The organism is Sphingobium sp. (assembly GCF_032153725.1).
Taxonomy (GTDB): Bacteria; Pseudomonadota; Alphaproteobacteria; order Sphingomonadales; family Sphingomonadaceae; genus Sphingobium.
Window position 1 is genome coordinate 1 of the sequence record NZ_JALDYQ010000111.1, and the last position, 11218, is coordinate 11218.

The following is an 11218-nucleotide window of genomic DNA, read 5'->3' on the forward strand; positions in this document are numbered from 1 at the left end:
CCCAGTCCCGCCGTTCGAACTGGGCTCCTGCCTTCGCAGGAGCACCTTGTGTTCTGGGCTACCCCCCGCTCAACCCATGTTTCTTCATGCAATGGCGAAGCTGGTCGTAGGTCAGCCCCAATCCCTTCGCCGTGGCGCGCTGGTTATAGCGAAAGCGCTCCAGCGCCGCCCGCACGATCGCGGCCTCATGCGCGTCGACGGCGGATTTGAGGTCGGTGATCGCGTCATGGCCGTCCGCTGCGGGAGCGGCTGACGGCGCGATCTCCGCAGGCCTCTTCGCAAGCATCAGCGGCTTCGGCTTCCATGGCGAGGCAAAGGGATCGAAGACGATTGCCGCGACCGGCCGCGCGGAATCATTCCAGCGATAGACCGCCCGCTCCACCACATTGCGCAGTTCGCGCACATTGCCGGGCCAGTCATGCGCTTCCAGTTCGGCCATGCAGGCGGCGGAAAAGCCGGGCCATTGCGGCCAGCCGATCTCGGCCGCCATGCGTCGCCCGAAATGGTCGGCCAGCACCGCCACATCCCCCTCCCGTGCGCGCAGCGGCGGCAAGGTGATCACCTCGAAGCTCAGCCGGTCCAGTAGGTCGGGCCGGAAACGCCCCGCATCGGCGGCGGCGGGCAAATCCTCATTGGTCGCCGCGACGATCCGCACGTCCACCATGATGGGCTTCGACGCGCCGATCCGCGTCACCTCGCCATATTCGATCACCCGCAGCAGCCGCTCCTGCGCGGCCATGGAGAGCGTGCCCAGTTCGTCGAGGAACAGCGTGCCGCCATCCGCCTCCTCGAACCGCCCGGCCCGCGTCCGCGCGGCGCCGGTGAAGGCGCCCTGCTCATGGCCGAACAGCTCCGCCTCGATCAGCGTTTCGGGCAGTGCCGCGCAGTTCATGATGATCAGCGCCCCGTCCCAGCGCAGCGACAGGCGATGGAGACGCTCCGCGATCAGTTCCTTGCCGGTCCCGCGCTCTCCGATCACCAATATCGGCCGGTTGAGTTCGGCGGCCCGCCCCGCCTGCTCGACCGCGTCGAGAAAGGCCAGCGATTGGCCGATGAACTGGCTATTTTTCTCCATGCCCAACTTATGGTGAAATTTCCCACCTTTCGGCAAGGGTCATTTTTGGACACTCGTAAAAAACCGCGATTTTTCGCCTTTTCCCAAAATTGGCACGGCTTCTGCAATATCGGAAAGCGAAGCCGCTGACCGATCAAGCGGCACCATATGAAGGCCAAGGTTCAGGAGTGAAGTCATGGAAAAGCCCAGCAGCAGCCTAAGCGGAATCGGGCAGTTTCTGTCCGTCGTCCTCGCCTCCGTCCTGTTCGGATCAACCCTGATCCTTTCGGCCGTCGGCCCGGCCCGCGCCAGCGAAGTGCCCACGCTCGTGAACCATGATTGCCCCGCAGCCTTGTACTATCTGGCGTAAGGCGCGCCTCATAAATTACCAGGAGTGAAGTTCAAATGGGTATTTTCTCCCGCACCCGCGACATCATCGCCGCCAATGTCACCGACCTGCTCGACCGGGCGGAAGACCCGGCGAAGATGATCCGCATGATCATCCTCGAAATGGAGGAGACGCTGGTCGAGGTGCGCGCCTCTGCGGCCCGCACCATTGCCGACCAGAAGGAAATGCGGCGTCATATCGCCAAGCTTCAGGGCTTGCAGGACAATTGGACGGAAAAGGCCCAGTTGGCGCTCAGCAAGGACCGTGAGGATCTGGCCAAGGCCGCGCTGGTCGAAAAGCAGAAGGCGACGGACATGGCCGAGCAGCTGTCCCATGAGATCGAGGTGCTGGATGAATCCCTCGGCGCCGCCGAAGAGGATATCGCCAAGCTCCAGGCCAAGCTGCGCGAGGCGCGTGCCAGGCAGAACAGCCTTGTGACCCGGATGGAAAGCGCCCAGAACCGCCTGCGCGTCCGCGAAGCCTATGCCGGCGAGAAGGTGAACGACGCCTTCGCCCGTTTCGAGATGCTGGAGCGCCGCGTGGATATGGCCGAAGGGCGCGCCGATGCCGCCGGTCTGGGGCAGGCGCCCAAAACGCTGGAGGAAGAGATTGCGGAACTCAAGGCGTCCGACAAGGTCGATGCCGAACTCGCCGCGCTCAAGGCCAGCATGAACGCCAATGTGAACAGGGGAGAGTGACGCATGGAGGACGTGTTCCTGCCCATCATGATCTGCGGCATGCTGTTCATCGGCATGCCCTGGCTGATCTTCCACTATGTCACCAAATGGAAGCAGGCCCCCAAGATCACCGATGAGGATGAGAAGCTGCTCGACGAGATGCACCTGCTCGCCCGGCGGCTGGAGGAGCGGTTGCAGACGGTCGAACGGATCGTCGCCGCCGACAACCCCGATTTCCGCCCCGCCCGCCCGTCGCAGGACGATAATTACGATTTCGACCGGAGAAACTGACATGGCTGCCCGTCGCACCAAATATTATCTCGACAAGCAGAATGGCAAATGGATGGGCGTGTGCGCCGGCATCGCCGACTATACCGGGATCGACGTGGTCTGGGTTCGGGTCGGCGCGGTGCTGGTGACGCTGATGGGGGCCTTCCCCTGGTCGCTGATCGCCTATTTCGCCGCCGCCTATTTTGCCGAGAACAAGCCGGTTGGCCTTTACGCCGACCGCGACGATCAGAAATTCTGGCAGGGCGTGCGCTCCAATCCGGCGCGCTCCACCCGTGACGTGCGGTCCAAATTCCGTGATATCGACCGCCGGCTGGCCGACATCGAAACCCATTATACCAGCCGCAACACCCGCCTTGCCGAAGAGATCGACAGCCTGCGCTGAACGTTGAACGGGAATGCCGTTTATCGAACCGATAGCGGCGCCGGTCGAAAAACAGGCTGCGCGGACTGCATGGAAACGAAAAGCTGACATTCTGCACTGGTCGTCGCCTTGAGCGCGCTGATGCGGAGCAAGGGAGTAGACAGATGAATCCGTTCGAAATGGTCGTCGCCATCGTCGCGATCACCGCCATCGCCAGCGTCGTCCGCGCCAGATACGGCGTCGTGCGCCGGCACAAGGGCGAAGACTTCGTATCGCGCGGTCCCGATCCGGAAGCGGAACGGCTGCGGGCGGAAGTAAAGGCGCTCAAGGACCGCGTCGCCGTGCTGGAGCGGCTGGCGACCGACGGCTCCACCGCGCTGGAGCGGGAATTCGACAAGCTCAGGGACCGCGACTGATGCGCATGAGGAACTGGCGCGCCTGAGGAAAGGACAGGGAGGACATGATGCAGGACCCCCTCATCACTCTTACTTTGGCGATTGCGGGTTTGTCGGGACTCGTCATCGTCGCGGTCACGGCCCTGCGGGGCTGGAACGGCTGGCTGGACCTGAAGCGCGCGGAACTGGCGCGGCAGGCCGGGGAAACAGCGCCACCCTCCACGGCCACCCGGATCGAGGTCGCGGACCTCAAGGAACGCATCCGCAAGCTGGAAGCCATTGCGGCGGGCGTGGATATTTGACGCCTTCTGGCTCCCTTCCCCTGAAGGGAGGGGGCCAGGCAGGATAGCGGCTTCCCCAGCCCGATTTTCACCCTATATGGCGGTTATGACTGACATGCCCGCCCTTGCCGATTTGGTCGAGGAATATGAATTTCTCGATGCCGACGATCGCTACCGTCTGCTGATCGATCTGGGCCGGGCGCTGGAGTCCATGCCCGACGCGCTCAAGACCGACGCGACGCTGGTGCGGGGCTGTTCCGCCGCGGTGTGGGTCTATCCGACCGTGGTGGACGCCGATTCTACCAATGGGGGACGGCTGCATTTCCTTGCCGACAGCAACGCCGCGATCACCAAGGGGATCATCGCGCTGGTATTGCTGACGGTGCAGGATCAGGCGCCCGCCGCCATTGCGGGAACCGACATAGAAGCGGCGCTGGCGCCCTTCGACCTCAGGAACCAGCTCAGTTCCAACCGGACGCAGGGCATTCCCAACATGATCGCGCTGATCCGGGAAACCGCCGCGCGCTATAGCTGAAGCGAAGGAAACCGGACCGGTTTCAAGCGTTCTCCTTCCGAAACGGCAAAGGAGAGATGCGATGCGATCCCCATGGGCGCTCGCTGCTTTGGGCCTGATGGCCGCCTGTTCCTCATCGCAGGACAAGGGCCCGACCCAGCGCGACCGGATCGGCCAGGTCTGGAAATATGAAGGCGGTGGAAGCGGGCATGCCAGGCTCGCCTATATCGGCAGCGCCAATACGGTCCAGACCATGACGGCGGCGGACACTTTCTCCGTCCTGCTGGTTCAGCCCATGGCCACGGGAGAGGCCGACGTCACCGTCAAGCTGGTGGGCGCGCCCTTCAGTTGCGACCTGTCGGACTGCCGGGTCACGGCGCAGACCGATGACGGCAAGACGCATGAATGGAAAGGCCGGATGACCGAGAACAGGGACGGGATAGAGGTCCTGCCCGCCGCCGGGGCCTATGACGCGATCAGGGATACGAAGACGCTGAACGTGAACCTGATCGTCGGGCCGAAGGACAAGAGTTTTCCGTTCCAGTTCAACGTCGCCGGGCTGAATCTGAAGAGCTGACCCCGTCAGCCCGGCTTCCGCCGGCATGACGGGGATGATCCCTATTCCTGCAACGACACGCCGGGACTGCGCGGATCGGCGGCGCCCACCCAATGACCATCGGCCGTCCGCTCGGCGGCATTGGCCTTCAGGCCGAAGCGGCCGATCGACACCTTGTGCCCCCATTTCTCCAGCGGCGCCTGCATCGTCTCCAGCGTGGTGCCCTGTTCCAGCACCAGCCCGTCCTTGTCGAAAAACTCGAAACCCAAAGCGATCGAATCCTGTGCCGACAATCCCCAGTCGAAATGCGCGATCAGCGCCTTCGCCACCTGCATGATGATGGTCTTGCCGCCAGCGGCGCCGACGGTGAAGATGGGCGTGCCCGCCGCGTCATAGACGATGGTGGGGGACATGGACGACAGCGGCCGCTTCCCCGGCTCCACCCGGTTGGCGACCGGCGCGCCGTCCTTTTCGGGCGTGAAGCTGAAATCGGTCAATTCATTGTTCAGGATCACGCCATTGGCGACGAGCTGGCTGCCGAAGAAGCTTTCGATCGTGGAGGTCCAGGCGGCGATATCCCCGTTCCGGTCCACCGCGACGAAATGGCTGGTGCCCGATTCCGGCTGGGGCAGGGCGGCGGTGCGCTTCTCCGCGCCGGGCGGGGTGCCGGGTCGGTAGTCATTGAGCGCCTTGCCCATGCTGATCAGCGCCGAGCGCCGCTTGAGATAGCCCGGATCGATCAGCCCAGCGATCGGCACGGTTACATATTCCGGATCGCCCAGATAGGTGTCGCGGTCGGCATAAGCGAGTTGCATCGCCTCCCCGATCACATGCCAGGACCGGGGATCATCCTTGCCCCATCGCGCCAGCGGGAATCGTTCCACCATGCCCAGCACCTGCAGGACGGTGATCCCACCTGCCGAAGCGGGGCCCATGCCGCACACCGTGTAAACGCGATAATGGCCACAGACCGGTTTGCGCGGCTTGGCCTGATAGCCGGAGAGATCGGCCTCCGTCATCGGCACGGGGTTTTTCGGCGCGTCGGTGACGGTCTGCGCGATCTGCCGTGCGTTGTCGCCCCGATAGAAGGCGTCGGGCCCCTCCGCTGCGATGCGCCTGAACAGCGCGGCCAGCGGCGGGTTTTTGAGGGTAGTGCCGATCGGCGCGGGCTGGCCGTCGATCCAGAAATATTTCCGGATCTCCGGGAAATCGGCCCAGATCGGCGCGACCGCCTTCATCGCCGTGTCGAGCCGCCGGCGTACTTCGAACCCCTGTTCGGCCAGCCGGATGGCGGGCTGGAACAGGTCCGCCCAGGGCAGGCTGCCCCATTTGCGATGCGCGTCCCAGGCCAGTCGCAAATTGCCCGGCACGCCGACGGAATAGCCGCCCGGCCAGGCCTGGCGGAAGGGCAGGGGCTGGCCGTCCGGTCCCACGAAACGGTCGGGCCGGGCCGCCGCAGGGGCCGTCTCGCGCCCGTCGATCGATTCCAGCACGCCGGTTCGTCCGTCATGATGCATCAGGAAGCCGCCGCCGCCGATGCCGCTATTATGCGGCTCGACGACGTTCAGCGCGAGCATCATGGCGATGGCGGCATCCGTGGCGCTGCCGCCCTTGCGCAATATTTCCTGCCCCGCTTCGGCCGCGCGCGGATCGGCGGCGGACACGGTGGCGTTGACCGAAACCGGCTCCCGCGCGGCGAGCGGGGTGGGGATGAGCGCGTAAAGGGCGAAGGGAGCCAGCAGGCCGGAAAGGCGGGAAGTCATGGCCGTCACCCTAGTTGCTGCGTTGCGTCCTGCAACCCATGGGCTGCATCCACATTCCGCCGATCCGGGCCGTCTGAGCTGAATGTGGATACAGCCCAGGACGGATCAGGCGTCGATCCCCACTATCTCACTGATATTCCTGACGCCGTCACGCACCATCAGCGCCTTCAGCCCGGCATTGATTCGCCTGGCCAGATAAGGTCCCTCATAGACCAGCGCGCTGTAGAGCTGGATCAGGCTCGCCCCGGCGCGGATGCGGGCATAGGCCTGATCGGCATTGGCGATGCCACCCACGCCGATCAGCGGAAGCCTGTTCCCCAGCGCCCTGCGGAAATCGCGCAGCCTTTGCAGCGACAGATCATGCAGCGGCGCGCCCGACAGGCCGCCCGTTTCGCCTGCCTGGCGCGAGCGCAGCGAAGGCCGGGAAATGGTGGTGTTGGACACGATCAGCGCGTCGATCCCGTGGTCCAGGCAGGCCGCGGCAATATCCTCGACATCGGCGGGTTCCAGATCGGGCGCGACCTTCAGGAAGATGGGCGTGCGTTTCGTCCCCCGCGCCGCCATCACCGCGCCCAGCAACTGGTCCAGCGCGGCCCGGTCCTGCAAGGCGCGCAGCCCCGGCGTGTTGGGGGAGGAGATATTGACCGTCAGATAATCGGCCAGCGGCGCCATGCAGGTCACGCCCGTCGCATAATCCGCGATTCGGTCGGCGGCGTCCTTGTTGGCGCCGATATTGATGCCGATGACGGCGCCGCCGGGCCGCCTGCGCTTGGCGATTCGCTCGGCCGCGGCCGCCTGCCCTCCATTGTTGAAGCCCATGCGGTTGATCACCGCCCGGTCCTCCACCAGCCGGAAGAGGCGCGGCAGGGGGTTGCCCGGCTGGGGCAGCGGGGTCAGCGTTCCCAGTTCGGCAAAGCCGAAACCCAGGCCATGCATCTTGTGCGCGACCAGTCCTTCCTTGTCGTAGCCCGCCGCCAGACCCACCGGATTGGGGAAGGATAGGCCCGCCACCGTCTGGGCCAGCATCGAGTCGGGCTCCAGCGCGGGTGGAGTCGGCATCAGACGGAGCAATTTAATGGACAGATGATGGGCGCGCTCGGCTTCCAGAGCGAAGAACAGGGGGCGGATCAGGCTGTAGGACATGGCGGCGCTATGCCAGCCCGCGTTCCGCACGTCGAGTCGCTGTTGCAGCGTGGCAACAGTGGTTGAAGATCGTCATTTCTTAACGGGATTCGTTGAGATTCGTCCCGTTTTGGTCCGGCTAATGTCCGATCCATCCAATATGTTTTCCCCGATTCGGACGTAAGACAGTCCTGCGACCCGAAGGCTCTAGGCCATATGGCTGACGAGACCTTTTCCTGACCCGGCGGTGAAAACCGCCGGGTCATTTTTATTCCGCCGACATCTTCCGACATCTTGGATCAGGCCGGAAAGTGGTATCCCGTTAAGCATAGCCCTTGCACCTTTGTGGCGATGGCGCATAGTGCGGGCCGGGGTGAAATATGGCGTCGCACAAAAGGGAAGCGTCCGGGGGGACGCCAACTATCACGGCAAGAGATGATCAGGCACCCATGTCCTATACCGTCGATGCGGTGCAGGGGCCTGTACGGCTGCGATATTTTGCGCCGCCAGAACAGCTTAACGCCTATTTCGGGTCGCTTTATATCTTTACCGAAACGGCGGATCATTATTCGGATGTGACGCGCGCCGACGTGCCGCAACTTCGCTTCATGCTGGAAAGCAGCGGCGACTATCATTTCCATGACGGAACGAGCGGTGCCACCCCGGAAATCTGCCTGTTGGGGCCGACATTGGGCGCGACGCGGTTCGAACTGGACGGCCCCGGCCGGGTGGTCGGGATTTCGTTGCTTCCGGCGGGATGGATCGCGCTGCACGGGGGGGATGCCAACTCCCTGACCGATCGCGTGCAGGATATGGGATCGTCGCCGGGCTATCGCGAATTGCTGGAAAAGCTGCGCGCCATGGAAGATGTGGAGGCCATGGCGGCGCTTTGCTGGTCTTTCCTGACCGAACGGCTGGTGGCGCTGCCGGAATCGACTTGGCGGCTGCTGGAGGCGGTGGACGGCTGGCTGATGGGCGAGGGCTCGCCACGGATAGAGACGCTGGCGGACATCACCGGCGTCTCGCCGCGCCAGCTCGCGCGCCTCACCAACAGATATTATGGCTGCTCGCCCAAGCTGCTGGCGCGCAAATATCGCGCCCTGCGGTGCAGCGCGCGCATCGCGCTGGATCATGAAAGCTGGCAGGCGCTGTGCGAGGATGGGGGCTTTTACGACCAGTCGCATTTCATTCGCGAGATCAAGCATTTCATCGGCCTGACCCCGCATCAGTTGCAGACCGAGCCGACCGCCGTGGCCCAACTGACTCTGCTGCGCCGGTCGCTGGGCGGTGACGTGGCGGTGATCAACCGGTTCAGCTGAGCGGCGCTCCCAAGCAAAAATGCCTTGATTCCGCGCGCCGACAGGACCACATCCGCAATCGGATTGATTCGATCCGATTTGAGAATGGTTCGCAAGTTTTAGGTCATGAGGCTTTCGAGTTTCGCAGATTATGCCGTGGTGCTGATGGCGGCCGCCGCGCGCCATTGCGGCGCGGGAGCTGGGCTTGACCCTGCGACCAACAAATATGTGAAGATGAATGCGACCACGCTGAGCGCCGAAACCGGCATTCCCCTGCCCACCGTGCAGAAACTGGTGAGCCGCCTTTCGGCAGCCGGCCTGCTTGAATCGAGCCGGGGGACGGGTGGCGGCGTCCGCCTGTCGCGGCCACCCGCTGCGATCACGCTCGCCGATGTGGTGGAGGCGGTGGAAGGCCCGATCGCCATGACCGCCTGCGCGGAACATGGCGCGCATGACTGTTCGCTGGAGCATGACTGCCGCGTCCGCCCGCATATGAATGTCGCGAACAATGCGATCCGCTCGGCCCTGGCCGGGGTGACGATCGCCAGCCTGACACGAGAAATGGCATGACTGAAGAGAGCACCACCATTCGTAACCTCGAAGCGCATGAGGCCGCCGAGCGTGCCTCCACCTACGAGCATGGCTGGTCCTCCGCCATTGAGCAGGACTTCGCGCCCAAGGGGCTGAACGAAGACACGGTCCGTTTCATCTCGGCCAAGAAGAAGGAGCCGGAATGGCTGCTGGAATGGCGGCTGAAGGCCTTCGCCCTGTGGCAGAAGATGGAAGCACCCGAATGGGCCAAGCTCAACATCCCGCCGATCGACTATCAGGACGCCTATTATTACGCCGAGCCGAAGAAAAAGGTTGAGCTGGACTCGCTGGATGAGGTCGATCCCGAGATATTGGCGACCTATCAGAAGCTGGGCATCCCCATTGCCGAGCAGGAAGTGCTGGCCGGCGTCAAGGGCAGCCGCAAGGTCGCGGTCGACGCCGTGTTCGACAGCGTCTCGGTCGCCACCACCTTCCGCAAGGAATTGGAGGAAGCGGGCGTCATCTTCCGCTCGATCAGCGAGGCGGTGCGCGAATATCCGGACCTTGTGAAGAAGTGGCTGGGCAAGGTCGTGCCGATGCATGACAATTATTTCGCCACGCTCAACTGCGCGGTCTTTTCCGACGGCACCTTCGTCTACATTCCCAAGGGCGTGCGCTGCCCGATGGAACTCAGCACCTATTTCCGCATCAATGCGGAGAATACCGGGCAGTTCGAACGCACGCTGATCGTCGCGGACGAGGGGTCTTACGTCTCCTATCTCGAAGGCTGCACCGCGCCGATGCGCGACGAGAATCAGCTGCACGCCGCGGTGGTGGAACTGGTCGCGCTGGACGATGCGGAGATCAAATATTCGACCGTCCAGAACTGGTATCCCGGCGATGAGAATGGCAAGGGCGGCATCTATAATTTCGTGACCAAGCGGGCGCTCTGCCAGGGCCGCAACAGCAAGGTCAGCTGGACCCAGGTGGAAACCGGCTCCGCGATCACGTGGAAATATCCCAGCTGCGTGCTGAACGGCGAGAACAGCGTGGGTGAGTTCTATTCGGTGGCGCTGACCAACAATATGCAGCAGGCCGACACCGGCACGAAGATGATCCACAATGGCAAGGGTTCGCGCTCGACCATCGTGTCCAAGGGGATCAGCGCGGGGCGCAGCAACAACACCTATCGCGGCCTCGTGCGCGTCGCGCCGGGCGCGGAGGGCGTGCGCAACTTCACCCAATGCGACAGCCTGCTGCTGGGCGACCAGTGCGGCGCGCATACCGTGCCCTATATCGAGGTGCGCAATCCCTCGGCCCAGATCGAGCATGAGGCGACGACGTCGAAGATCAGCGACGATCAGCTTTTCTACGCGATGCAGCGCGGACTGGATCAGGAAGCGGCGGTGAGTCTGATCGTCAACGGCTTTGCCCGCGAAGTGCTGCAACAACTGCCGATGGAATTTGCTGTCGAGGCGCAGAAGCTGCTGGGCATCAGCCTTGAGGGCAGCGTCGGTTGAGGAATTTGAAACCTCTCGATCAAGCCACACGCCTCAACTCCCCTCCCCTTCAGGGGAGGGGCCGGGGGTGGGGGCTATCCGCTGGACGCCTCGATCAATTGACCGGCTTCGCCCGCGAGATGCGCTGCGAGCCGACCGAGCCGGAAAAGCGTTTGTGGGCCAAGCTCTCCCGCTCGCAACTCGGCGGCTATAAATTCCGTCGCCAGTCCGTGATCGGGCCGTTCATCGCGGATTTTCTCTGCCCGCAAAAGGCGCTGATTGTTGAGGTCGACGGCGACACCCACATCGCGCATTCCGACGATCGGCGCGACGCAGCGCTCAGCGATATGGGCTGCCAGATCATCCGCATCGCCAATTCTGAGGTGATGCAAAATATCGATGGAGTCTGCGCAACGATCCTCCGTGCGCTTCAACAGGCGCCGGATCGTTGGGCGAGCCCCCACCCCAACCCCTCCCCTGAAGGGGAG

15 protein-coding genes are annotated in these 11218 nt (G+C 63.6%); 12 read left to right on the forward strand and 3 right to left on the reverse strand.

Going from position 1 to position 11218, the window contains the following annotated elements; translation table 11 throughout:
* Positions 1-58: 58 nt before the first annotated feature.
* The gene (pspF, locus tag RUH75_RS22205; RefSeq protein ID WP_313809373.1) at positions 59-1075 is read right to left on the reverse strand and encodes a phage shock protein operon transcriptional activator; all 1017 of its coding nucleotides are present in this window, start codon (positions 1073-1075) and stop codon (positions 59-61) included.
* Positions 1076-1250: 175 nt separating this feature from the next.
* Between pspF and RUH75_RS22210 the strand changes: the two genes are divergently transcribed.
* From RUH75_RS22210 to RUH75_RS22245, 8 genes are all read left to right on the forward strand, one after another.
* Entirely contained in the window at positions 1251-1424 is a 174-nt protein-coding gene (locus tag RUH75_RS22210) for a hypothetical protein (protein ID WP_313809374.1), read from the forward strand.
* Between the two features lie 35 nt (positions 1425-1459).
* The gene (gene pspA, locus RUH75_RS22215; RefSeq protein WP_313809375.1) at positions 1460-2140 is read left to right on the forward strand and encodes a phage shock protein PspA; all 681 of its coding nucleotides are present in this window, start codon (positions 1460-1462) and stop codon (positions 2138-2140) included.
* 3 nt (positions 2141-2143) lie between these two features.
* Entirely contained in the window at positions 2144-2410 is a 267-nt protein-coding gene (pspB, locus tag RUH75_RS22220; RefSeq protein ID WP_313809376.1) for an envelope stress response membrane protein PspB, read from the forward strand.
* A gap of 1 nt (position 2411) precedes the next feature.
* Positions 2412-2792 (forward strand): envelope stress response membrane protein PspC, encoded by a 381-nt coding sequence (gene pspC / locus RUH75_RS22225; RefSeq protein WP_313809377.1) that lies wholly within the window; start codon positions 2412-2414, stop codon positions 2790-2792.
* Positions 2793-2935: 143 nt separating this feature from the next.
* Complete coding sequence (locus RUH75_RS22230) at positions 2936-3187, forward strand: hypothetical protein (RefSeq protein WP_313809378.1); 252 nt, start codon at positions 2936-2938, stop codon at positions 3185-3187.
* A gap of 47 nt (positions 3188-3234) precedes the next feature.
* Positions 3235-3468: a hypothetical protein gene (locus RUH75_RS22235; protein WP_313809379.1), complete on the forward strand. Its 234-nt coding sequence runs from the start codon at positions 3235-3237 to the stop codon at positions 3466-3468.
* 85 nt (positions 3469-3553) lie between these two features.
* Positions 3554-3982: a SufE family protein gene (locus tag RUH75_RS22240; protein WP_409592418.1), complete on the forward strand. Its 429-nt coding sequence runs from the start codon at positions 3554-3556 to the stop codon at positions 3980-3982.
* A 61-nt stretch (positions 3983-4043) separates the two neighbouring features.
* The gene (locus RUH75_RS22245) at positions 4044-4538 is read left to right on the forward strand and encodes a hypothetical protein (RefSeq protein ID WP_313809381.1); all 495 of its coding nucleotides are present in this window, start codon (positions 4044-4046) and stop codon (positions 4536-4538) included.
* A 41-nt stretch (positions 4539-4579) separates the two neighbouring features.
* On the opposite strand, the gene ggt is transcribed toward RUH75_RS22245, so the two are convergent.
* Together ggt and RUH75_RS22255 are read right to left on the reverse strand one after the other, a co-directional pair.
* Positions 4580-6280, reverse strand: coding sequence for a gamma-glutamyltransferase (ggt, locus tag RUH75_RS22250; protein ID WP_313809382.1), 1701 nt, complete (start codon positions 6278-6280; stop codon positions 4580-4582).
* A gap of 105 nt (positions 6281-6385) precedes the next feature.
* Positions 6386-7423 (reverse strand): quinone-dependent dihydroorotate dehydrogenase, encoded by a 1038-nt coding sequence (locus tag RUH75_RS22255; RefSeq protein WP_313809387.1) that lies wholly within the window; start codon positions 7421-7423, stop codon positions 6386-6388.
* 428 nt (positions 7424-7851) lie between these two features.
* Here RUH75_RS22255 and RUH75_RS22260 point away from each other — a divergent pair, with 428 nt between their 5' ends.
* The 4 genes from RUH75_RS22260 to RUH75_RS22275 all read left to right on the forward strand — a co-directional run.
* The gene (locus tag RUH75_RS22260) at positions 7852-8721 is read left to right on the forward strand and encodes a helix-turn-helix domain-containing protein (RefSeq protein WP_313809383.1); all 870 of its coding nucleotides are present in this window, start codon (positions 7852-7854) and stop codon (positions 8719-8721) included.
* Between the two features lie 105 nt (positions 8722-8826).
* The gene (locus RUH75_RS22265; protein WP_313809384.1) at positions 8827-9270 is read left to right on the forward strand and encodes an Rrf2 family transcriptional regulator; all 444 of its coding nucleotides are present in this window, start codon (positions 8827-8829) and stop codon (positions 9268-9270) included.
* The gene (gene sufB, locus RUH75_RS22270) at positions 9267-10751 is read left to right on the forward strand and encodes a Fe-S cluster assembly protein SufB (protein ID WP_313809385.1); all 1485 of its coding nucleotides are present in this window, start codon (positions 9267-9269) and stop codon (positions 10749-10751) included. Before RUH75_RS22265 ends, sufB begins: the two co-directional genes overlap by 4 nt.
* A gap of 98 nt (positions 10752-10849) precedes the next feature.
* On the forward strand, positions 10850-11218 hold a 369-nt coding region (locus tag RUH75_RS22275), incomplete at its 3' end, for an endonuclease domain-containing protein (RefSeq protein WP_313809386.1).

Bases quoted from the DNA above. Each gene is read 5' to 3' on its own strand.
- RUH75_RS22245 (WP_313809381.1), top strand. From the start codon at position 4,044: ATGCGATCCCCATGGGCGCTCGCTGCTTTGGGCCTGATGGCCGCCTGT.
- RUH75_RS22265 (WP_313809384.1), top strand. From the start codon at position 8,827: ATGAGGCTTTCGAGTTTCGCAGATTATGCCGTGGTGCTGATGGCGGCC.
- RUH75_RS22210 (WP_313809374.1), top strand. From the start codon at position 1,251: ATGGAAAAGCCCAGCAGCAGCCTAAGCGGAATCGGGCAGTTTCTGTCC.
- pspC (WP_313809377.1), top strand. From the start codon at position 2,412: ATGGCTGCCCGTCGCACCAAATATTATCTCGACAAGCAGAATGGCAAA.
- RUH75_RS22230 (WP_313809378.1), top strand. From the start codon at position 2,936: ATGAATCCGTTCGAAATGGTCGTCGCCATCGTCGCGATCACCGCCATC.
- pspB (WP_313809376.1), top strand. From the start codon at position 2,144: ATGGAGGACGTGTTCCTGCCCATCATGATCTGCGGCATGCTGTTCATC.
- RUH75_RS22255 (WP_313809387.1), bottom strand. From the start codon at position 7,423: ATGTCCTACAGCCTGATCCGCCCCCTGTTCTTCGCTCTGGAAGCCGAG.
- pspA (WP_313809375.1), top strand. From the start codon at position 1,460: ATGGGTATTTTCTCCCGCACCCGCGACATCATCGCCGCCAATGTCACC.
- pspF (WP_313809373.1), bottom strand. From the start codon at position 1,075: ATGGAGAAAAATAGCCAGTTCATCGGCCAATCGCTGGCCTTTCTCGAC.
- ggt (WP_313809382.1), bottom strand. From the start codon at position 6,280: ATGACTTCCCGCCTTTCCGGCCTGCTGGCTCCCTTCGCCCTTTACGCG.
- RUH75_RS22235 (WP_313809379.1), top strand. From the start codon at position 3,235: ATGCAGGACCCCCTCATCACTCTTACTTTGGCGATTGCGGGTTTGTCG.
- RUH75_RS22240 (WP_409592418.1), top strand. From the start codon at position 3,554: ATGACTGACATGCCCGCCCTTGCCGATTTGGTCGAGGAATATGAATTT.
- sufB (WP_313809385.1), top strand. From the start codon at position 9,267: ATGACTGAAGAGAGCACCACCATTCGTAACCTCGAAGCGCATGAGGCC.
- RUH75_RS22260 (WP_313809383.1), top strand. From the start codon at position 7,852: ATGTCCTATACCGTCGATGCGGTGCAGGGGCCTGTACGGCTGCGATAT.